The following is a 22,527-nucleotide window of genomic DNA, read 5'->3' as shown; positions in this document are numbered from 1 at the left end:
TTGTTGTGTTATTCTTCTTCGCTATCAGAATTCCAAAACTCTCTTTTTTTGTTCAACGCTCTTTCTTGTGCTGCATATTCTTCTACAGAAATTACTTTTAGGAAAGAAGGATGTTGCTCAATAGCATATTCAATTTTCTTTAAAATATCATTAGCATCTTCATTTTCGTAATCAATTTCCAATGGTGGTTTGATGACCATAGATTGTAGAATTCCTCTTTTCTTAATCATCAATCCTTTTTTATCAAAAGAACGTCTAAAACCATCAATAACAATAGGAATTACTATGGGTTGATAAGTTTTAATTAAGTGAGCTGTTCCTCTTCTAACAGGATTAAAAGGTTTGGTGGTTCCTTGTGGGAACGTAATCACCCAACCATCATCTAAAGCTTTTTTAATATTAGAAATATCAGACATTTTAACTTGTCTATTTACTTCTTTACCTGCAGCTCTCCATGTTCTTTCAATAGAAATAGAACCAGCATAAGCAAATATTTTAGGTAGTAATCCTTTTTTCATCGTTTCTAAAGCAGCGATGTAATAAAGATTTAGTTTAGGTTTTAATAAGTAAGTCCATCTTTTTAAAGAATTATCTCTACCATTTAAGGTTGCAAAAAACACATGGTACATGGCAGCAACATCAGCAAAATAAGTTTGATGGTTTGAAATAAAAAGGACTTTATTGTCAGGAAGGTCTTTTAAAATTTCTGAACCTTCAATGTTTAATTTGTTAAAACCGTTATATCTACGGTAAGAAACAATACCAAAAATACTAATGATTATTTTTTTTAGAAAAAGGTAATGCCCAAAAGGGTTCTTTTTAAATAGGCTCATTGTATCTATATATTATTTAATATGAATAGGGTCGCAAATTTACAATATTTTACCCCTTATCATAAGTTTTTTAAAACTTCTTTCACTTCGCTTAAAATCATAGCTGTAGCTCCCCACACACAATGTTCATTAAACATAAAACAGGGAACCTCTATATTGTTTGCATAAGATGTAGCGGTTTTAAAGGTAGTTAAATTATTAGGATTTAAAAGTTCTTCTAAAGTAAGATGTATAATTTCTTCAACTTCATAGTTTTTGCTAAAAATAGGTGTGTAGTCAACGGTAGCTAGGTAAGAGTTTACTTCAAAATTACTCGGAGGTATGTATATGGAACTTAGTTGCTTATGTACAATGATGTCTGTTTGTGGTAAGCCCACTTCTTCATAAGTTTCTCTCATCGCTGTGGTTTCTAAATCTCTGTCTTCAGGATTTTTTTTACCTCCGGGAAAACTTATCTGATTGCTATGCGTACCTTTATACTGTGCTCTTTTGGTAAGTAGAATGGTAGTTTGTTGTTGTTGGTTAGGATATAATAAAACCAAAACACCTGCTTTTTTAGCTGAAAGAGGAATGTTATATTTGGTAAACAGAGGTCTTTGTAATGGCGATAAAGTTTTATGAGCTTCAATACCAGGAAGTGGCATTTTAATTAATTGATCTAGATTACTACATAAATAATCAAATTCCATTTTAAAAAAGATAATAATATGAAATCTAAATATATAAAATTATTAGCGAGTATTGTATTAGATGTAATTGGGATGCTCCCTTTTTTTATTCCAGGATTAGGAGAGGTGGTAGATATTGTTTGGGCTCCTTTATCTGCCTATTTAATTGTAAAAATCTATCAGAACAAAGTTTCTAAATATACTGCTGTGATTGGTTTTATAGAAGAGGCTTTGCCTTTTGCAGATGTAGTCCCCACTTTTACCATTACTTGGTTGTTAAGTTTATGGTTAGATAAAAAGGATTAAGCTTTTTTCAACTTCATTCTCACCATCATTTTGGTCTGCATGTTTTTAAAAAATCTATATTGTCCTACAAGCCAACCTACATAGGGTAATGTGAATTGGTATACAAAAATGACAGGGACAATGTAAAGAATGTAAAAAACAACAACGTTTAAGTTTTCTTTTGTAACTCCAATTTGACCTAAGATAGGTCTAACAATAAAAGTAGCAAAGGAACCATTAATACTAAAAGCAATAATAATTGCTAATACTTCCCAATTTGATGTTAATCCCCAACGTTCTTTTAATTTCTCCATAAATGATAAACACTTTAAAGAGCAAAAATAAGCTATAAAATTAAGAAGGACTATTTATAGAAATTTATTTTTCAATTCAGGTGTAGGAATCATACAAGATTCTTGTTTACCAAACCACTTATATCTGTTTTTGGCAATAAAATCATAAACCAAATCTCTTATAGGTTTTGGAATGATATAAAAAATATACAAAAATGGATACAATCCTTTTAATTGTTTTGCAACAGTTAAGGCAGCACTAGATTTGGTGTATATTTTTTTAGGGGTGATTAAAATAATAGAATCAATTCCATTAAAATTAGTAGTGTGTTTATCTAAAAACTTAATGACCTCAGCATTTTGAAGAGGAGCAAAGCGAAAAATATTTCTAGCATCATTTTTAATGACCAATTGAACAGAATTATTACAAAGATTACAAATCCCATCAAATAAAAGAATAGGGTGTTTCTTTATAACATCTTCAATATTTTTCAAACCATTACTCATTTTGATTGCTTAAATTTGTGGCCAGTTTTTAAGAACAAATATACTTATTTAAAAGACCATGAAAATTATAAAAATTTTATTGTTGTTGCTTGTTGTTAGCTCAACAGTTCAGGCTCAAGAAACGGAATTTAAAAACAAAGGTAAATTTTATGCTTATTGGGGATGGAATCGTTCTGCTTACACACAGTCAGACATTCACTTTAAAGGGCCAGATTACGATTTTACCTTAACGGATGTGGTGGCAAAAGACAGGCAAACACCATTTTCATTTAATAAATATATCAACCCAGCAAATATTACCATTCCACAAACCAATTACGGAATAGGATATTTTTTTAATGAACATTACAGTGTTTTTGTTGGAGTGGATCATATGAAATATGTTACTGTACAAAATCAATACATGACTATTGATGGAACTATCGGTTCAAGTTATCCTACATATCAAGGAACTTATAATGGTGATGTGATTCAAGAAACAGATGATTTTTTAAAGTTTGAACATACAGATGGTTTAAACTATATACATGTTTCTTTAAACAGGTTTGATGATATCAGTAGTAATTTTGGAATTCATTCAGAAAATTTTGTGATTAACTTAACAGAAGGAATTGGAGCAGGAATTTTAATGCCAAGAACCAATGTAACTTTGTTAGGAAAAGAAAGACATGATGACTTCCATGTATCAGGATATGGTATTTCTGCACAAATGGGATTCAACTTTGTGATATATAAATACTTTTTTATTCAAACAGATGTAAGAGGAGGGTATATTAATATGCCAGATATTAGAACTACTTATGACAAAGCAGATTCAGCTTCTCAAGACTTTATTTACATGCAAGCAGCAGTGATGTTAGGAGGAAGGTTTAAGCTTTTTTAAAGAATAATATATTTTCATAAAAAAGGCTTCGCTATTTAGTGAAGCTTTTTTTATTTGATGTATTTATGAGAACCATCGCAAGTAGGCATTCTTTTAGAAAGTCCACAAATACAGTCGTTTAATCCTTTTCCTTTAAGAATTCTATTGGTGTATTTTTCGATTCTAGAGATTTTAGTTTTTGATTGCTTTGGTTGAGAAAAATAAAGAAGATATCCTTTTTGCCTACCAGGAGTTAAAGCTTTAAAAGCGGTTTCAAAGTCAAGGTTTTCTGTGAATTTTTGAGTTAATTCATCAGGTATCTTATAATCACTTATAGATTTTGTTTGAACTGTTAAACCGGCTTTCTCTATTTCAATGGCTTCAAAAATATAAGATTTTATAATAGGGGTTAATTTTTTAATATCCTCTACATTGGTAAAAGGTATGATGCGACTAGATTGTGAGTTTTCCCCCGGCTTTGTTAATATTTTTTCAGAATCTTTAAGCAAGACTCCTTTAAAAAAGTTGATGGTACAATATTCTTTAAAACCACCAATAATAACAATGTTATTGTTTTTGTATTTATAACAAGGGTGTTTCCATTTGTAGGTTTCTGTAAGCATACAATCATTTAAAATCTCCCTTAAAGTTTGGAGTTCTAACTGCCATTTTTGAAGCTTCTCAAAATATTCATCAACCTTTGGATCCATTTTTATAAACATAAATTGTTTTAAAAGTAAGAAAACCCTTTACAAAAGCAAAGGGTTTAAAATATAAAAGTATTGGTTGCTGTTTAAGCTTTTACCAATTCTACATCAAAAATTAAAGTTGCGTTTGGAGGAATAACACCACCAGCTCCACGAGCACCGTATCCTAAATGAGATGGAATAACCAAACGAGCTTTGTCTCCAACTTCTAATAATTGAATTCCTTCATCCCATCCAGAGATTACTTGTCCAACTCCAATAGCAAATTCTAAAGGTTCTTTTCTTTTGTAAGAAGAATCAAATACAGTTCCGTCAGACAATTGTCCTTTGTAATGTACAGATACCATTTTTCCTTTAGCAGCTTTTTTACCAGAACCACTAGATTGAAGAATTTTATATCTTAATCCACTATCTGTTTTATCGTAACCAGCAGCTAATTTTTCTAATTCCATTTCAGCAGCTTCTGCTTCTGCTTTTAATTTAGCTTCTCTAGCTCCTTCAAACTTTCTAAAAGCTTCAATAGCATTAAATTTTTCTGCTGCTTCTCCTACACGAACAATTTCTAAAGATTCAATTAAATCACCTTGTTCTACAGCATCTACAATGTCTTGTCCTTCTACTACTTTACCAAACACAGTGTGTTTACCATCTAACCATGGAGTAGCGGTGTGTGTAATAAAAAACTGAGAACCGTTGGTTCCAGGTCCTGCATTTGCCATAGACAATACTCCAGGAGTATCGTGCTTTAATTCTGCAACAATTTCATCATCAAATTTGTAACCAGGGTTTCCTGTTCCAGTTCCTTGAGGACATCCTCCTTGGATCATAAAATCAGCAATTACACGGTGAAATTTTAAACCATCGTAATAAGGTTTTCCTTGTGGTTTTGCATTGTTTTCCATGTTTCCTTCTGCCAAAGCAACAAAGTTACCTACAGTTCCAGGAGTTTTTTCAAACTCTAAGTTTACCAAAATAGCCCCTTTAGAGGTGTTAAATTTTGCGTACAATCCGTTGTTCATCTTTCTGTTTATTTAAAATATGGATGTTAGTGTAGAAAAATCTATACTTAATCCTAAGTTTATATTGTTTGAATTTAAATTTGTTATTGGAGAAATTACTTTTCCACCTGAGGCTAATAATGAGAGATAATGATTAATTCTAACATAAGCTCCTACTTTTAATTTATTTATAATTCCTTCTCCAGTATCAATTCCAGCACCTCCACCAGCACCAACAAATGCTTCTGCAAATAGCTGTAATTTTTCTTTTGCAAATATAGGGGAATAGACTCCTAATCCAACCATTCCATCGGCATAACCTCCAGCTCCTATTTTGTTTCTAATATCCTCTTTAAGATAAGTAGCTTCATAGGCAAAAGCTGTTTGCCCTGCTAAATAAAAATAGGGGCTAAGGTCATAATTTAATTGTAAGGCCAATAAATGCAAGTCTAAAGGACCTCTATTTTCTCTTTGGAATCTTTGTAGTTTAAAATATGTTTGATGTTGTACACTAACTCTAAGGCCTTGTGTTTTTACTTTTGAAACTTTTTCATTAGGAGAAAATTTAGAGTAAGTTCCTCCTGTTTTACTAATGTATCTTAATCCCGCTCCTAAGGCATAGGCTTCAAAATCACCATCTAGAGCACGAACGTAACCGGCATGTGTACTTAATGTAAAATGATTGGAAATTTTAAAGTCTAATCCAATAGTAGGATAAATAGTAGCTCCTCCTTCTGCTTGAATTCTACCTCCAGAAGCTCCCAAAGCCAATTTGGTAAAAACATCTACATATTTAGTTTGTATAGGTTCATATCCAAAACCTCCAAATATATCCATAAAACCAGCTTCTAAACCTTTGTAAATGGCATCGGTATGAATGAATACAAAACTATTTTCGGTGATGTATTTTTGATATTCAAACCCTATTAAATATAGTGTATTGGTTAAAAGCTCAGAATTTCGTTCAGCATCTTTTCTAGTTCCACCAAATGGAAAATATTGGTCGAATTTCATCATAAAACCTCCTTTGGTAAATGGTCTGTTCCAAGGAGATTTAATATTGGTGTTATAAGTTTGATGACTTTTTTGATATTTAGAAACATGTACGTCTGTAGGAATTTCTACATATAAAGAAACAGCATTACTTTTAATGATTCCTGTGTAAAAATTAAAATGACTGTATTGTAAACCTATATTAAATTTAGGGAATTGATAAGAAAGACCAATGTTAGGATTGATATAAGCTCCTTTGTTTATCAATAATCGATAACCACCACCACCACCATAATCTAGATTGGCATCTATATAAAAATGGTTGGTTATGGGTTGGTTTACCCCTAACGTAAGACCAATTGTAAAAAGTCCCCCCTGGTAGCCAACTAAAGCAGCATGTGTATTAATTCCTCCGTAAAACTGTTTGTAAATAGGAAGTAAATAATGTAGTCCTCCTAAATCCATATCTACCTCGTTATTAGGTATGCTAACAGGAATGTAATTCAGCCTAATTTTAGGTTGTAAAGTATATTGTTTTAAAGAAGATAAAGACGAGTGCTCTTGGGCAGTACCAATATAGATACTAAGTAGTAAACAACCCAAAAGCAAGCGTATCTTCATCTTATTTTATTTGTATTCACTTGTAAAGTGAAGTTTTACAGATGGATATTTGTCTTGAGTCATCTGAATGGTAAAAGCAGAATCGGCTAAGAATACCAATTGTCCTTGTTTGTCTTTGGCTAAATAACGTTGTTTTACACGTTTAAATTCAGCAAACTCTTCTTTGTTGTCTGTAGGTTCTACCCAACAAACTTTGTGCATCGGTAAGTTTTCGTAGGTACATTTAGCTCCGTATTCGTGCTCTAAACGGTACTGAATTACCTCGTATTGTAAAGCTCCAACAGTTCCAATTACCTTACGTCCGTTTAATTCTAATGTAAATAACTGAGCAACTCCCTCATCCATTAATTGGTCCAAACCTTTGTACAATTGTTTTGCTTTTAAAGGATCTGCATTGTTAACGTAACGGAAATGCTCTGGAGAAAAACTAGGAATTCCTTTAAAGTTAATGATTTCCCCTTCGGTTAAAGTATCTCCAATTTTAAAGTTTCCAGTATCATGTAATCCTACAATATCTCCTGGGTAAGATTCATCTACAATTTCTTTTTTCTCTGCAAAGAAAGCATTGGGACTAGAAAACTTCATTTTTTTACCATTTCTTACGTGTAAGTATGGTACGTTTCTTTGAAAAGTTCCGGATACAATTTTAACAAAAGCCAAACGGTCTCTATGCTTTGGATCCATGTTGGCATGAATTTTAAAAACAAAACCAGTCATGTTTTGCTCTTTAGAGTCTACCAATCTTTCCTCAGCTTTTTTAGGTTGTGGAGTAGGGGCAATTTCAATAAAACAGTCTAACAATTCTTTTACTCCAAAATTATTTAAAGCAGAACCAAAGAATACAGGTTGTAAATCTCCGTTTAAATATTCATCCTGATCAAAAGGAGGATAAACTCCCTCTACCATTTCTAATTCTTCACGTAATTTTTCTGCAGCTTTGTTTCCAATCATTTCGTCCAATTCTGGAACATTAATGTCCGTAAACTCAACTCCAGTGGTTACTTTTTGTTTTTTATCACCTGCAAAAAGATTGATTTTTTTTGCCCAAATATTATAAATTCCTTGAAAATCGTATCCCATTCCAATAGGGAATGACAACGGAGTAGTAGTTAGTCCTAATTTTTGTTCTACTTCATCTAACAAATCAAAAGCATCTTTACCTTCACGGTCTAATTTGTTGATAAAAACAATTATCGGAATTTTACGCATTCTACAAACTTCTACTAATTTTTCAGTTTGAGGCTCAACTCCTTTGGCAACATCAATCACCACAATCACACTATCAACAGCAGTTAACGTTCTAAACGTATCTTCAGCAAAATCTTTGTGACCCGGAGTATCAAGAATGTTAATTTTACGATCTTTATAGTTAAAGGCCAATACAGAAGTAGCCACAGAAATTCCACGTTGACGTTCAATTTCCATAAAATCGGAAGTAGCTCCTTTTTTAACTTTGTTGTTTTTTACCGCTCCAGCTTCACTAATAGCTCCACCAAATAACAATAACTTTTCTGTTAAAGTTGTTTTACCCGCATCGGGGTGAGAGATAATTCCAAAAGTTCTTCTACGTTTAATTTCGTCTGTAAATGCCATTCTGTTGATTTAAAAACCGATAAATTCGGGAGGCAAAGATACATTTTCAATTAGCATTGTGCAACGGCAATTTCTTTTAGTTACAAGCTTATAGTAAGCGATTTCATTTTCATAAATAAAACAGGGACTTTTTTTTTAATCCGCATAACTTGGGAGGCTAGACTTATAAAATGATCTTTTTATTTTAATAAGTTATCAATTGAGTTCATTTCTAAATCTAATGCACTAATAAGAAAGTCTTGTATTGAGTATTTTTGTTAAAACCACAAAAAAATAGAATACAATGAATACAGATTTTCTTTTACAACCATTTAATAATATAGATGGTTTGCACTTAAATAATAGAGTAGTAATGGCTCCTATGACTAGAAGTAGAGCAACAAATAATGAAAGAAAGCCTACGGAGGAATTACAAGGATTGTATTATAAACAAAGAGCCTCTGCAGGATTAATTATTACAGAAGGATCCCAAGTGTCTAAAAGAGCTGTGGGGTATATTAACACTCCAGGAATACATTCTAAAGCTCAAGTAGAGGGTTGGAAAAAAGTAACCCAAAACGTACATGACGAGGAGGGGAAAATTTTTATACAATTGTGGCACGTAGGTAGAATTTCACATCCAGATTTTCATGACGGTGCGTTGCCATTAGCCCCATCGGCATTAAATCCTAATGTAGAGGTGTTTACAGAAAATGGAAAAACAGATACGGTAACTCCAAAGGAAATGACTCAGGAAGATATTGATCAAACCATTTTAGATTTTAAGAATGCAGCTAAGAATGCTTTAGAAGCTGGTTTTGATGGGGTTGAAATTCATTCGTCTAATGGTTATTTATTTCATCAATTCTTTAATAAAACCTCTAATAAAAGAACCGATAAGTATGGAGGGAGTATAGAAAATAGAGCTCGTTTTTTCTTTGAGGTATTAGATGCTGTAAAAGAAGTATTACCCGAGCAAAAAATAGGAGCTAGATTTAACCCTTCTCTACATCATATTTTTGGAATGGAGATGGATGAAGAAACCATTCCTACTTTTGAGTACATCATTAAAAAATTAAATGATTATAATTTGGCGTACATCCACTTGTCAGAACCTTTTAACGATGTGTCCGATATACCTTATGCCGTAACAAATATTGCAGAACATTTTAGACCCATTTACAATGGAACCATTATTATTAATGCAGGGTTTGATAAAGAAAAAGCCGAAGAAGTTTTAAAGAGTGGTAACGCAGATATGGTTGCTTTTGGTAAGCCATTTATCTCAAACCCAGATTTGGTAGAGCGTTTTAAAAACAATAAAGAATTAGCAGACTGGGATGAGGAAACATTTTACACACCAGGAAAAAAAGGTTATGTAGACTACCCAAAAGCTTAAATAGATTAATATACCGAGTTAAGTTTAATTTATAAATCCTAAAATTCAACAATATGGAAATTAATTTTGAATACCCAAATGTATCAGCTAGTGACCGTTTAGAAGCATATGCTATAGAAAAGTTAAAAAATTTAGATGTAAAATATAATTTTTTAATTAATGCGGATGTGTATTTTAAAAAAGAGAACACTACATCAGACAAAACGGGTGCTATTTGTGGCATACGTATACATGGAAATGGTGTTACCTTTTTTGCAGAAGCTAGTAAAGATAATTTTGAAAATGCAGTTTTGGAAGTTATCAAGGAACTTGAACCACAACTTAAGAAAAAGAAAAGCAAGCTAGCTTCTCATTAAAATATAAAAAAAGCCATCAGTAAATGATGGCTTTTTTTATGATGATTAATGAATGATATAATAAGCGTTTTTACAGAAATATGCTGTAAAGATTCCCGTAAGCGCATATAGTAAATGTCCCTCCCAAGAAGTGTTTTTTTTATTAGAGGGAAAGATGCCAAATATCAACCCGCCATAAACAAGCATGGTGATTGCAGAAACTAAAAGTGGAATGGGTTTAAAATATACAAACCCTGTGCTGATGATAAAAGCGGTTAACCCATAGATCATTCCACTGGCTCCAATATGATTGGCTTTTCTGCCGAACAACCATAACAAAAAACCTCCTATAAAAATAATCATTGCTACAACGTATAGTGTTTGACTAGCATAAAAATATTGAAGCGTAAAAAGTAATACTGCTAACGGAAGGGTGTTGGATAGCAGATGCTTCCAATTATGATGAAATAAAGTAGCAGTCATAATTCCCAACAGTCCTTTGGTTTTTCTAGGAATAATCCCTGTTTTTAGTTTAGGGAATAAAAATCCAATGATAGAAACTCCATAAATGAGGGCTAGGAATAGTATAATGGATTTGTGAGTCATTATTTATATAATAAGATGTTTTTATTCTTTGCAATATCTAAAATAAACGTTTTAAATTTACGCTTAAAATTTTTACAAAATGAGTCACCCCATCCAACAAAAAATAGAAAACTTAAGAGATACCTTACATAAGTATAACTATGAGTATTATGTCTTAGACAATGCTTCTATTTCAGATTTTGAGTTTGATCAATTGTTGAAGGAATTACAAGATTTAGAAACTGCACATCCAACCTTTTTTGATGCCAATTCTCCCACTCAAAAAGTAGGAGGAACCATTACCAAAAATTTTGATACAGTTACTCATAAAAACAGAATGTATTCTTTAGATAATTCTTACAGTCAAGAAGATTTGTTAGATTGGGAAAAGCGTATTTCTAAGATTATAGAAGGAGAAATTACTTATACCTGTGAGTTAAAGTTTGATGGTGCTTCTATCAATTTGACTTATGAAAATGGAGAATTGGTGAAAGCGGTGACTCGTGGCGATGGTGTGCAAGGTGATGATGTAACGGCCAATGTAAAAACCATTAAATCTTTGCCTTTAAAGTTGCAAGGAGATTTTGTTACTAATTTTGAAATTAGAGGAGAAATTATTTTGCCTTTAGACGGTTTCAATCAAATGAACTTGGCTAGGGAAGAAGCTGGAGAAGAAATTTATAAGAATCCAAGAAACACGGCCAGTGGTAGTTTAAAATTACAAGACAGTACAGAAGTTGCCAAACGTCCTTTAGATTGTTTGTTATATCAAGTGTTGACTTATAACAATGAGTTTGAAAGTCATGCCGAGGCTTTGGAAAAAGCAAGACAAGTTGGGTTTAAAGTGCCAGAAACAATTAAAGTAGCCAAGTCTATTGAAGAAGTGGTGGCATTTGTGAATTATTGGGATACTGCCCGTTTTGAGTTGCCATATGAAACAGATGGTGTGGTGATTAAAGTAAATAATATTCGTCAACAAGAGGAATTAGGATATACATCAAAATCACCTCGTTGGGCCATTGCTTATAAATTTAAGGCCGAACAGGTTTCTACCAAATTGAATGAAATTACCTATCAAGTAGGGAGAACTGGAGCCATTACGCCTGTAGCCAATTTAACACCTGTGCAGTTGGCAGGAACCACCGTAAAAAGAGCTTCTTTGCACAATGCAGATCAAATTGCGTTGCATGATATTAGAGTAGGTGATGAGGTATATGTAGAAAAAGGAGGGGAAATTATTCCTAAAATTGTGGGCGTAGATTTAACCAAAAGACCTGTAGATTCTCTACCAACTATTTATGCAACTCATTGTCCTGAATGTAGCACTCCTTTGGTTAGAAAAGAAGGAGATGCCAAGCACTATTGTCCAAATGAATATGGATGTGCTCCACAAGTAGCCGGTAGAATTATCCATTTTATCAGTAGAAAAGCCATGAATATTGATGGTTTGGGAGCAGAAACCGTGGACTTACTTTGCAAAGAAAAACTGATTGAAAATTACGCTGATTTATACGATTTAAAAGCGGAGCAAATTATTCCTTTAGAACGCATGGCCGAAAAATCAGCCAACAACATGGTTGCCGGTATTGAAGCTTCTAAACAAATGCCTTTTGAAAAAGTGTTGTTTGCTTTGGGGATTCGTTTTGTGGGAGAAACAGTGGCTAAAAAATTAGCCAAAGCTTTTAAAAACATTGATGATTTATTTGCAGCAGATTTAGAAACGTTGATTGCCGTTGATGAAATTGGAGACAGAATTGCTGAAAGTATTATTACATTTAGAAACGAACCTTTAAATCAGGTATTGATTGCTCGTTTAAAAGATTATGGATTGCAATTTTCTTTATCAGAAGAAGATTTAAAAAACCAGACAGATACTTTAGCGGGTAAAACATTTGTGGTGTCAGGAGTGTTTCACAAGGTATCTCGTAACGAGTTAAAAAAGTTGATAGAAGACAATAGTGGAAAAGTAAGTAGTTCCATTTCTAAGAAAACCGATTATATTGTTGCTGGAGACAATATGGGACCTGCCAAGTTGCAAAAAGCAACAGACTTAGGTGTGGCTATTATATCAGAAGATGATTTTTTAGGAATGATTTAATTTTTTGAAAAAAACATTGCTTCTCGACTGTGCTTGAAGACCCTACGGCTATACGTGGAATTATATAAACCTATATGGTGTCGAAGTGAAGCCGAGAACCTGTATGTTTCTAGTTTTTTAAGATTCTTAATTCTATTGTACTTTTATATTATCATGATTAGCTTTTAAGTTATAAGAGATATTTTGCTTTTCGACTCTACTTAGAAGACCTCAGTACAGGTTGCTCGAAGACCTATAAAAACCAACACGATGTTCGAGCGGAGTCGAGAACCATTAGTTTCTTTGGATTATTTTTTTCTTTAACACTTTACTTCTCGATTCTGTTCAAAGACGCTAAAACCCTATGCAAAAATTATAAAAAAAATAGAGGTAAACAATCTCTTCACTATGGCTTTGTAGGGGTGTGCTTCGGGATTTCTCCCAAAAACTTCCATTTTTAAAAAATACAGACGAAGCGCTCCCGAAGGATTCCCGAACAAAACCCGAAGAAAACCCCTTGAAAAACGAACTTTTGTTTCACTATGTGTCCTCGTGTTTCATTTTGAGTCTATAAAGGTCATAAAGAGTCAGCTTGTGTCATAATTGGTGGTTACTTATGGTAGGTATTTTAGCTTCTATAAAACAATTAGAAGATATTTAAGTTGTGAATTCATTTCAAATTGTATTTTTAGGTGAGGAATGATAACAGGTACTTATCGCAGGTATTGACTGTAGTGTAAAACGATATTCAGAAACAATAAAAAGATGACTCAAACGGAATTCATAATTTTAAATTTTAACGAAATAAGAAGGAAAAGTATTAAGATTTGGAAAGCTCTTCCCGAAAGCCATTATAATTGGAAACCAGACAAATATGCTATGACAGCCTTGGAAATGATTAGGCACGTATTACAGGCCGATTATGGATGGAATATAATTATAAATCAAGGAGATATGACAAATTACAAAACACCTTGGGAGAACAAGCCATTTGTAAGTGTAAATGATGAAATAGAATTTGCTGAACCTTATCGAAAAAAATTCTTAGAAAGTATTTATAAATTTTCAGAAAAAGATTTGAACGAAAATAAAGTTATACATCCTGGAAATGGAGAAGCTAAAAACCTTGGTGAATATTTATTAAGAATTGCTTATCATGAATCTGTTCACGCTGGACAATTTTTATCTTACCTAAGAACAATGAAAATTAATCGTCCTGAAATTTGGGATTAAAATAAAAACTACCGCCAAACCCATTCAAAAATGTCTAAGTGTAAATAACCTAAAGACAACAGAAACTGGAGAAAGATATGGTTATAGAGTCCGCTTCAGAATGCGACAACTCTTCAATGCAGTTGACTTTTATAAAAATTGTAAAGATAAACGGTTGTAACCACCTGTTTGTTTTACATAAAAACGTTACTTTTATTACATAACAAAAAATGGTGATGATGAAGTTAAGGGGAGTTGGTTGTACGCAATAGTTTATGGAACCATTACCTTAGTGTGTATATCATCTGTTGTGTGTAATGCGATAAAAATCCGTTAGAAAAGAATGGCAGGAGAAAAAATAAAAACAAATATTCAATGTCAGAATATTGCACCAATTGAAAACTTAACGAGATTAATTTCTTCAAACTCTCTTAAGATAGGTGTTTTTGCAAATAACGGAAGCGGAAAAACATTTATTAGTAGACTATTTAGACTTACGGAAAATACCAATGAATTACAGCTTGAAAATGAAATTAGTCCAACAGATAAATTAATTACAATTGGAAAATCAAATAGTAATTTTTCTTTTTCAATAATTGATAAAAAAGGAATTACACAAGAGGATTTTAAAATTGAATTAAAAAAAGGAGTAATTCCAAATCTTCCTAAAACCAAATACACATATCATACATTTAATCAAGATTATGTTGAAGAAAACATAAGTGCTTTGAGTTATGAAAAAGATAGTGAAATTGAAGGTTTTATTCTTGGAAAAATAAATATTGACCTAAAAGAAGATGAAGAAAAATTATCGAAAATAGAAAAAGAAGGTTCTGAACTAAATGAACAAATAAAGATTGAGACAGAAAAATATGTTGAAGAAAAGGTTAGTAATATTCAAAATATAAAAAGATTAGGAGATTATAAAATACTCGAATTTCAAAACATCTTTAATGGAATACAAAAAGAGAAATATGATATTTCTAAAACATTCGATGAACTAATTGAAGATTACAACAAAATTAAATCTGTTCCAGAAAACCTAGATGATATAAAACAAATTGAAAAACTAAAACTAGATTTTAAATTACTAAATGAAATAAAAGAAAATTGCCTTAAAGAATATAGTTTAAGTGAGTTGGCAACAGAGTTTAAAAATAAAATCAAGGACAAACAACTTTTTGTTGAAACAGGTATTACCTTACTCGATTCTGAAAAAAAAGATTGTCCATTTTGCGAACAATCTTTGGAAAAAGATGCTTTAAATTTAATAGATAAATACACAACTTACTTAAATGATATTGAAGCAAATACAATAAAGTTATTTAAAGAATATGAATCTTCTCTTGAAAAACACATAATTACTCTTACAAACATTGAAATTCAAAATACTAAAAGAATAAATGAATTCAATAAATACAAAACTAAATACATTCCTTCAAGTGAAGAAATAGAATAGTTTAGATATTGAGTATTTAAGAAGACAAATTGAACGTTTTATAGAAAGTGTTCAAGATAAAATTAAAAATATTAATAAATCAATTGTTTTAACTGACGAACAATTACAGAGTTTAGAAAAGTCAGAAACACTTTTTAATGGCGTTATTTCCTCAAACAACGAAGAAATTGAAGCTATTAACAATAAAAAAGATAAAATTGGAGAGGAAAACAAATCCACAAGAAAAGAGATTATTAAGTGTGCTTATAACCATCTGATTGACGAACACAAGAATAACATTGAAAGTGTAATAAAGTTGAGAGCCCAATGGAAATCTTTGAATGATGAAATAAAGAAAAAAAGAGAACAACAAAAAGTAAGCAAAAAAGAAAAAGTAGCTTCGACAATAAAAACAGTTCTTAATTACTTTTTTGCTGAAAAATATACTTTAGATGAAGAAAATTTCAGATTAATATTTGATAAAAATACTCTCGAAAAAGACCAAGCAAAAAATATCCTAAGTGAAGGAGAAAAAAACATTGTTGCATTCGCCTATTTTATCGGAGATACTCACTTAAAAATTGAAAGTGAAGATGATTATCAAAAACTTTTCTTTGTAATTGACGACCCAATTTCAAGTATGGATTTTTCACACGTTTATACTTTATGCGGAGTAATAAGAGATATATCAAAAATTATAGATAAGTTAAAACGTGAAAGATTCCTAATTTTAACACACAATAATGATTTTATGCGTGTTCTAGCATCAAATAATATTATTGATAAAAAATTACTTCTAAAAAAAGGAGAACTCATAGATTTCAATAATAATTTAACTGTTCCTTACATAAATCATTTGATGGATATTTATGAAATTTGTAGAAAAAACGGAATTCCTACCCACACAACTGCAAACTCAATTAGACACATAATTGAAACACTTACAAAATTTGAAAAGATTGATGTCACAGGAGAAAGTATTGCCGAATATATCAAAGAAAATATCAAAGACGATACTAAATCATACACGTTAATTAATGATTTATCTCACGGAGGCTGGAGAACCGAACAATCACCAATTACAGATGAAGATTATATTGAAATATGTGAAACAATAGTAAAACATATTGAAATTAAATATATTGGACAAGTTGAATATTGCAAAAAGATATGTAAATAAAGCACTACACACAACACCGTATATAATTTATTGCTAATTCTAGCCTACTTCAGAAAATACTTTTGGAATTTCAGTTTGATATGTATCTGCAAAGTAAAGTAGTCATTCATACAATAACTCATAGCTGAGATTGTTAAGCTCTTTAAATATTTACTTTCATCACGACCAACCTTAACATAACAGAAATTAGAGATTGGTATGGTTTTAGCATCCGTTCGCAGAATGCGATAACCTGTTTATTATATATATCATCAGTTTGCTTTTATGATAAAAAATAACACAATTATAAAATAAGAAACCTAATTTTGCACTGAATGAAAGAGAAACTTGAAATAAAAAAACATGATTCTTTCCTATCTATATTTGGACTGGTATTATTGCTTTTACTTTCGCCTTGCAAAGTCAGAAATTTTGTTCAAGCTGAATTAGGTGTACCTCAAACAAATGTTTTAAATAAAAGTCAAACCACAATTTTAACAACAAGTTGTGTGACTTTTGATGTTGCAGAAATTAACCATTCATCTTCAATATCGGTTACAAAAGTAATTGACCTCTTTTTTAATGAGAAGTTATTTGTTTTTCATTTCCCAATTCAACCAAAAGCGACAAATGCTCTTCAAATCAGTAAATCTAAACTGATTCCTTCCATACCTCTTTACCTTTTATACCAGAACATTCAGGTTTATTCGTAATTGATTCTTTCTTTTAAGACAAAACAGTTTTTTAACTCTGTTAATAATCAGTTGCTTATAGTAATAAAACTATAAGAAAAAATATTGGAGTTGGCTACACGTCTATGGTTATACTTCGAATCATGCTTAGTTTAATTTTTATTGTGGCAAGTACAAGTCACTTTTTTAAACTGGAGCAAATGGTAAAAAGAATAAAAGCCGCCAATTTTGGTTTTATAGCTATGGTATTTGGAACAGCTGAAATTGCAGTTGTACTTTCAAATATTGCTATTCTGGTAGGTCTTATTTTTTTACTCTCAAAAATCATAAAATTTAAAAATCAATGAAAAATATATCAATCATTACAATACTATTGATCCTATTCGGAATAGGAAGTCCACAAGCACAAACAGTTAATCCTGAAAAGAATAATTATTTGGTGCTTTCAAAAAACATACAACAGCTTAAACCTGTAATGCTAACGGCAGTTGAGCTTGCAAAGCAAGATGGCAATAATTACGGTGAGTTCTATTTAATTTTTTGTGGCAAAACAGTTCAAGGGATTTTAAAAGACGGTGAATTTCTTAGGCTCGCGAAACAAGCAAAAGAAAAAAACTTGAAAATCTTTGTATGCGGACTGTCGTTAAAAAAGTTTGGAATAGATCCCAAAGACATCTCTGAAATCATAGAAGTGACTGAAAATGGAATTCTAGATGGGTTTCAACTTACAAAAAAGGGGTTTATTACTTTAACTATTTAACAATAAAAAAATGAAAGACATAAATATAAAGAATGATTCAGGCCTATTGGCATTAGCACTAAGACTTGTAGTAGGTTGGACTTACTTTTCGGCCTTTTGGCGACGTATTGCCTTAGAAAATAAACTTGACCAGGAAGCAGCTGGGTATATTGGAGAAAAATTTAATGCATTTTTGCCCAATGCCTTGGGCATAAAACCAATTATTCAATATTTGGTTGAGAATCCCGATATACTTTGGATAAATATGGTTCTTTTCACAATTGTTGAAGGGGTAGTAGGCTTATTCATTATGTTCGGTTTGTTTACTCGAATCATGAGTATTGGCGTGTTTGGTTTGGCGATGGGCATTCTTTTAGGTTCAGGTTGGATTGGTACAACTTGTCTTGACGAATGGCAAATAGGAGTTTTAGGAATAGCGACAGGTTTTGTTTTATTCTTAACAGGAAGTGGAAAATATTCATTAGACAACTACCTGATTAAGAATAAGTTTTCAATAACCCAAAAGAAATGGTTTGCGTGGCTTGGTTCTGGCATCATTCCTATTAAGGAAAGTATTTTTCCAAAAGTAGTATTAATAGGGGCTTTATTTATTCTTGGAATAACCTTAATGACCAATCAAGTATTTCACGGTGGTGTATGGGGCACGCTTCATAATAAGTCTGTAAAACCTAAATTAGAAATTACGGATGGTAAAATAGAAAATTCTACACTTTCATTTGATATTTTTAGAACAAAAGGTGTTGATGTTTATGGTTCTTGGGTAATAGCAATTGAGTTAATTGATAAAAACAATAAAGTAGTTGTTAAATACGCTCAAAAAGACCTAGCTCAATTAAACAAGGAGACTATTGATAATTATTACGTTGCTAAAATTAAATCGGGAGAACATAGTTTAATTGTTCCATTGGGAGCAAAAGCAAAATTAAACTTGAATAGTGATGACTTATTAAACATAGCTAGTGGAACATATACATTAAAAATTACAGATATTAGTGGGGCTTACTGGACACATTTGATTGAAAATAACAAAAGCTAATCATGTATAAACGTAAAAGCGGTTCAAGTGTAAACTTGAACCGCTTTTGTTATTAATTGACTATCTTTCCATTAAAAAAGAAGTCTCTTAAAAATCCGCTACTGCTTTTGTAAGAGCCGTTGAATGCAAGCTTAAAAACCGATCAATTCTTTTAAATATTGATGATTTATGAAAGACAATTTCTCTACACAATCTGATAAATACGCAAAATTTAGACCTACATACCCATCTGAATTATTTGACTACTTAAATACAATTGTACCGAACAAAGAAAATGCTTGGGATTGTGGAACAGGTAATGGACAAGTTGCTTATGAATTGGCAAAAAACTTTAAGAACGTTTTTGCTACAGACATTAGCCAAGAACAATTAAACAATGCTCGAAAAGCTGATAACATAAAATACAGTGTTCAATCGGCAGAAAACACAAAATTCGACAACGGAATATTCGATTTGATTGTTGTTGCACAAGCAATTCATTGGTTTGACTTTGAGCAATTTTATAAAGAAGTAAAACGCACGTCAAAAGAAAATGCAAAATTATGTGTTTTAGGCTATGGAATCATTAAAATCTCATCTCAGATAGATAATATAATTACAAATTTTTATGAGAAGGTAATTGGAAAATATTGGGACGAGGAACGAAAATATATAGATGAAAATTATCAAACCATTCCATTCCCTTTTGAGGAAATCCAATCACCAAAATTTGAAAATCGACATGAATGGAGTTTAGAACACTTAATAGGGTATCTAAACACTTGGTCGGCTGTAAAACATTACATTAAACAAAATAACCATAATCCAATTGAGGAATTGGAGTTAGAGTTAAAAAAATATTGGAATAAAGGAGAAAATAAAGAAGTAAGATTTCCAATATTATTAAGAATAGGAAAAATAAATAGTAGCATATAGCACTGGCTAAACTTTATACGGGTTTATTGAAGTAGGGCTTTGTAAAAACAAAAGAATCAAAACCCAACAAAAAGCCTCGGCTTGGTACATGTTCTAAAATCTTGTCGATTTTTCCCCCATAAAGCCTAACTAAAACCGTTAACATTCATTATAAAAGAAATGATAGAAAAGTTTAAAGAAGAGCTAGAAAAATATAGTCAATTATCAACTGAATCTATACAAGCGTTTGTAAAAATTCTTAAACCTCAAAGTTTAAACAAAGGAGATTACTTTTTAAGACAGGGGCAAGTGCCAAAATCTTATGCCTACATTAAAAGTGGATTGTTTTCTTATTTTCACACCTATGAAAATGGTGATATCGTGATTAAAAAATTCTTCTCAGAAAATTCATTTATCGCTTCTACAGCCGCATTGATCGGAAAAAAGCCAAGTTTATTCGCAATTCAAGCATTGGAGGAAACTAAAATACTGGAATATCAAAATACGGATTTTAGACAGTTAATGAAAAAACATCCAGAAATTGCATTTTTCTATATTAATTATTTAGAGCAAAATTGGGTGGTAGCCAAAGAGCCACTCGAAATAAACCTTAAATATAAAACGGCTAAAGTACGTTACGAAGAATTTCAATCTGAATATGAAACGATAGAAAGTCGTTTAAAACAACATCAAATTGCATCTTATCTAGGGATTACACCAACTCAATTAAGTCGAATTAAAAAGGCAATCAAAAAATAATGGGGTCTCAACATATGTACATGTTTTAAGGAAGGCAGCTACATACTTTTGTTTTCTAATTTGAAATAGACAAATAATGAGAAACTCAATTTTATTCCTTTGCACAATGCTTTTGTTTTGTGCAAATGCTTTTTCACAACAAGTTGATACGCTAAAAATTTACAGTCCGTTAATGGAAAAAGATATTAAGACGATTGTTGTAACGCCTTCAAAAAAGAAAAATTTACCAATAGTTTATATTCTACACGGCTACAGTGGATATCCTCAAAGAACCCTAAAAAAGGATATCCCTTCTTTATTGGAACTTAGTGTAAAATATGAAATGATATTTGTTTTACCAGATGGAAATTATGATAGCTGGTATTTTGACAGCCCGATTAAAAATTCGAAATATGAAGGTTTTATAACTTCAGAATTGGTTAGATATATCCATCATAAATATGATACGAAAAACGCTCAAAAAGCGATTATGGGATGGAGCATGGGCGGACACGGTGCCCTTTACCTAGGTGCAAGGCATCCACAAATTTTTTCGGCAATCGGTGTTATATGTGGAGCGATTGATTTTGTGCCTTATGGAGAAAAATACGGAATCCCCAAAATATTGGGGAATAGTAAAAAGCATTGGAAAAATTATACAGCACTCTCTCAAATCGAAAAGTTAAAAAACTCTAATCAAAAACTATTGATAAGTTGCGGTATTGATGATCCATTTATAGACGAGAACAGGAAGCTTCATAAAAAATTAATTCAATTGGGAATTCCACATATTTATGAAGAGAGTTCAGGAAAACACAATGCTAAGTATTGGTCAATGGCAGCTAAAACACAACTTTTTTTCTTAAACGAAATTTTTAGAAGCAATGAATACTAATTTAAAAGGGATATTTTATATAGCACTAGGAGCATCTAGTTACGGAGTGTTGGCCACTTTTGTAAAGTATGCCAACAATCATGGTTTTGGTACCGCTGGGCTTACTTTTTCACAGTACCTATTTGGAGCTTTTTTGCTTAGTATATGGTCAGTGTTCTTTACCGGTAAATCAAAGTGTTTAAAAAAGAATAGGGATGTATCGAAGTATCCAAAACTAAAATTAATGCTTTTCGGAACTACCTTAGGTCTTACCAGTAGCTTTTATTACCTATCCATACAATACGTTCCTGTTTCTGTGGGTATAATTCTATTGATGCAAACCATCTGGATGGGCGTGGTTTTAGAATTTTTTGTGGCCAAGCAGCTTGTGACTAAAACCAAAATTATAGGGGCAATTGTAGCTATTGTAGGAACTATATTAGCTGCCAAGGTTTTTGAAACTGACATTTCCTTTAGTTATTGGGGAATAGGTTTTGGATTATTGGCGGCATTAAGTTATACAGGGGCTATGTATGCTTCTAATAAGGTGTCTTTGGGACTACCTATAATTACCCGTAGTAAGTACTTGGTATATGGAGGACTTATGGTGGTTGTTTTGTTTTGGAATGTTGAGATTTTGAATGAATTTAATTGGTTAATTTTTTTTAAATGGGGAGCCTTTTTGGGTTTGTTCGGAACTATTCTTCCACCCATTTTATTCAACAAAGGCTTTCCTGAAATTGGTACTGGTGTAGGTAGTATCGTCGCTGCTCTGGAAATACCAGTTTCAGTGTTTAGTGCGTATTTAATACTCAATGAGGAAATTTCTATACTTCAGTGGGTTGGAATTATAGTTATACTAATCGCAGTATTTTTAATCAACTGGCGAAAATAAATCTAAAGATTTCGTCGCTAAAAAACTAAAATATACAAGACCAACAGAATAACAGACCTAGTGAAATTTTTAATTTAAATGCAGCATAAGTTTT

The 22,527-nt window shown here is 31.7% G+C and carries 25 protein-coding genes; 16 read left to right on the top strand and 9 right to left on the bottom strand.

All coding sequences use genetic code 11. The annotated features are described in order from the left end of the window. Nucleotides 1-8: 8 nt before the first annotated feature. Entirely contained in the window at nt 9-833 is an 825-nt protein-coding gene (locus tag BUB70_RS05960) for a lysophospholipid acyltransferase family protein (protein ID WP_073119340.1), read from the bottom strand. A gap of 59 nt (nt 834-892) precedes the next feature. Next, nucleotides 893-1,522 (bottom strand): NUDIX hydrolase, encoded by a 630-nt coding sequence (locus BUB70_RS05955; protein ID WP_073119338.1) that lies wholly within the window; start codon nt 1,520-1,522, stop codon nt 893-895. An 18-nt stretch (nt 1,523-1,540) separates the two neighbouring features. On the opposite strand from BUB70_RS05955, the gene BUB70_RS05950 reads away from it, so the two are divergent. After that, nucleotides 1,541-1,807, top strand: a complete 267-nt coding sequence (locus tag BUB70_RS05950) for a hypothetical protein (RefSeq protein WP_073119336.1) — start codon at nt 1,541-1,543, stop codon at nt 1,805-1,807. On the opposite strand, the gene BUB70_RS05945 is transcribed toward BUB70_RS05950, so the two are convergent. Both BUB70_RS05945 and BUB70_RS05940 read right to left on the bottom strand, forming a co-directional pair. Continuing rightward, nucleotides 1,804-2,100 (bottom strand): DUF6787 family protein, encoded by a 297-nt coding sequence (locus BUB70_RS05945; protein ID WP_073119334.1) that lies wholly within the window; start codon nt 2,098-2,100, stop codon nt 1,804-1,806. The genes BUB70_RS05950 and BUB70_RS05945 overlap by 4 nt on opposite strands. A gap of 54 nt (nt 2,101-2,154) precedes the next feature. Beyond that, nucleotides 2,155-2,586: a thiol-disulfide oxidoreductase DCC family protein gene (locus tag BUB70_RS05940; protein WP_073119332.1), complete on the bottom strand. Its 432-nt coding sequence runs from the start codon at nt 2,584-2,586 to the stop codon at nt 2,155-2,157. Nucleotides 2,587-2,644: 58 nt separating this feature from the next. Between BUB70_RS05940 and BUB70_RS05935 the strand changes: the two genes are divergently transcribed. Continuing rightward, nucleotides 2,645-3,469, top strand: a complete 825-nt coding sequence (locus BUB70_RS05935; RefSeq protein WP_073119330.1) for a hypothetical protein — start codon at nt 2,645-2,647, stop codon at nt 3,467-3,469. Nucleotides 3,470-3,519: 50 nt separating this feature from the next. On the opposite strand, the gene BUB70_RS05930 is transcribed toward BUB70_RS05935, so the two are convergent. The 4 genes from BUB70_RS05930 to BUB70_RS05915 form a co-directional block, all read right to left on the bottom strand. Then, nucleotides 3,520-4,158, bottom strand: a complete 639-nt coding sequence (locus BUB70_RS05930) for a DUF1801 domain-containing protein (RefSeq protein WP_073119798.1) — start codon at nt 4,156-4,158, stop codon at nt 3,520-3,522. 83 nt (nt 4,159-4,241) lie between these two features. Beyond that, nucleotides 4,242-5,174, bottom strand: coding sequence for a peptidylprolyl isomerase (locus BUB70_RS05925; protein ID WP_073119328.1), 933 nt, complete (start codon nt 5,172-5,174; stop codon nt 4,242-4,244). Nucleotides 5,175-5,186: 12 nt separating this feature from the next. Further along, a complete protein-coding gene (locus BUB70_RS05920) occupies nt 5,187-6,767 on the bottom strand; it encodes a hypothetical protein (RefSeq protein ID WP_073119327.1) in 1,581 nt (526 codons plus the stop codon). Between the two features lie 6 nt (nt 6,768-6,773). After that, nucleotides 6,774-8,360, bottom strand: a complete 1,587-nt coding sequence (locus BUB70_RS05915) for a peptide chain release factor 3 (protein WP_073119325.1) — start codon at nt 8,358-8,360, stop codon at nt 6,774-6,776. A gap of 283 nt (nt 8,361-8,643) precedes the next feature. Here BUB70_RS05915 and BUB70_RS05910 point away from each other — a divergent pair, with 283 nt between their 5' ends. After that, nucleotides 8,644-9,738: an alkene reductase gene (locus tag BUB70_RS05910; RefSeq protein WP_073119323.1), complete on the top strand. Its 1,095-nt coding sequence runs from the start codon at nt 8,644-8,646 to the stop codon at nt 9,736-9,738. A 53-nt stretch (nt 9,739-9,791) separates the two neighbouring features. Then, nucleotides 9,792-10,094 (top strand): ribosome hibernation-promoting factor, HPF/YfiA family, encoded by a 303-nt coding sequence (hpf, locus tag BUB70_RS05905; protein WP_073119321.1) that lies wholly within the window; start codon nt 9,792-9,794, stop codon nt 10,092-10,094. Between the two features lie 45 nt (nt 10,095-10,139). Here the strand turns inward: hpf and BUB70_RS05900 are convergent, their stop codons facing one another. Continuing rightward, entirely contained in the window at nt 10,140-10,679 is a 540-nt protein-coding gene (locus tag BUB70_RS05900) for a rhomboid family intramembrane serine protease (protein ID WP_084730197.1), read from the bottom strand. A gap of 79 nt (nt 10,680-10,758) precedes the next feature. On the opposite strand from BUB70_RS05900, the gene ligA reads away from it, so the two are divergent. The 12 genes from ligA (at nt 10,759) to BUB70_RS05840 (ending at nt 22,433) form a co-directional block, all read left to right on the top strand. Then, nucleotides 10,759-12,756: an NAD-dependent DNA ligase LigA gene (ligA, locus tag BUB70_RS05895; protein ID WP_073119316.1), complete on the top strand. Its 1,998-nt coding sequence runs from the start codon at nt 10,759-10,761 to the stop codon at nt 12,754-12,756. Nucleotides 12,757-13,500: 744 nt separating this feature from the next. After that, complete coding sequence (locus BUB70_RS05890) at nt 13,501-13,968, top strand: DinB family protein (protein ID WP_073119314.1); 468 nt, start codon at nt 13,501-13,503, stop codon at nt 13,966-13,968. A 322-nt stretch (nt 13,969-14,290) separates the two neighbouring features. After that, nucleotides 14,291-15,406 (top strand): ATP-binding protein, encoded by a 1,116-nt coding sequence (locus BUB70_RS14305; protein WP_073119312.1) that lies wholly within the window; start codon nt 14,291-14,293, stop codon nt 15,404-15,406. A gap of 7 nt (nt 15,407-15,413) precedes the next feature. After that, nucleotides 15,414-16,565, top strand: coding sequence for an AAA family ATPase (locus tag BUB70_RS14300; RefSeq protein ID WP_200777484.1), 1,152 nt, complete (start codon nt 15,414-15,416; stop codon nt 16,563-16,565). Nucleotides 16,566-16,879: 314 nt separating this feature from the next. Further along, on the top strand, nt 16,880-17,257 hold the full coding sequence (locus tag BUB70_RS05875; RefSeq protein ID WP_073119307.1) for a hypothetical protein: 378 nt from the start codon (nt 16,880-16,882) through the stop codon (nt 17,255-17,257). 179 nt (nt 17,258-17,436) lie between these two features. Then, nucleotides 17,437-17,583: a hypothetical protein gene (locus BUB70_RS05870; protein WP_200777476.1), complete on the top strand. Its 147-nt coding sequence runs from the start codon at nt 17,437-17,439 to the stop codon at nt 17,581-17,583. Continuing rightward, nucleotides 17,580-17,996 (top strand): DsrE family protein, encoded by a 417-nt coding sequence (locus BUB70_RS05865; protein WP_073119302.1) that lies wholly within the window; start codon nt 17,580-17,582, stop codon nt 17,994-17,996. Before BUB70_RS05870 ends, BUB70_RS05865 begins: the two co-directional genes overlap by 4 nt. A gap of 10 nt (nt 17,997-18,006) precedes the next feature. Then, nucleotides 18,007-19,032 (top strand): TQO small subunit DoxD, encoded by a 1,026-nt coding sequence (locus BUB70_RS05860; RefSeq protein ID WP_073119300.1) that lies wholly within the window; start codon nt 18,007-18,009, stop codon nt 19,030-19,032. Nucleotides 19,033-19,200: 168 nt separating this feature from the next. Further along, nucleotides 19,201-19,947, top strand: coding sequence for a class I SAM-dependent methyltransferase (locus BUB70_RS05855; protein ID WP_073119297.1), 747 nt, complete (start codon nt 19,201-19,203; stop codon nt 19,945-19,947). Nucleotides 19,948-20,106: 159 nt separating this feature from the next. Further along, nucleotides 20,107-20,685, top strand: coding sequence for a Crp/Fnr family transcriptional regulator (locus tag BUB70_RS05850; RefSeq protein WP_073119295.1), 579 nt, complete (start codon nt 20,107-20,109; stop codon nt 20,683-20,685). A gap of 172 nt (nt 20,686-20,857) precedes the next feature. Beyond that, nucleotides 20,858-21,559 (top strand): alpha/beta hydrolase, encoded by a 702-nt coding sequence (locus tag BUB70_RS05845; protein ID WP_159431414.1) that lies wholly within the window; start codon nt 20,858-20,860, stop codon nt 21,557-21,559. Continuing rightward, nucleotides 21,549-22,433 (top strand): EamA family transporter, encoded by an 885-nt coding sequence (locus BUB70_RS05840; RefSeq protein WP_073119291.1) that lies wholly within the window; start codon nt 21,549-21,551, stop codon nt 22,431-22,433. The genes BUB70_RS05845 and BUB70_RS05840 overlap by 11 nt, the downstream gene beginning before the upstream one ends. The last annotated feature ends 94 nt before the right edge of the window (nt 22,434-22,527 follow it).

This window comes from Wenyingzhuangia marina (assembly GCF_900130035.1).
Lineage (GTDB): Bacteria > Bacteroidota > Bacteroidia > Flavobacteriales > Flavobacteriaceae > Wenyingzhuangia > Wenyingzhuangia marina.
Note: the sequence above shows the minus strand (reverse complement) of the source record. Positions and strands in the feature narration are given on the sequence as shown.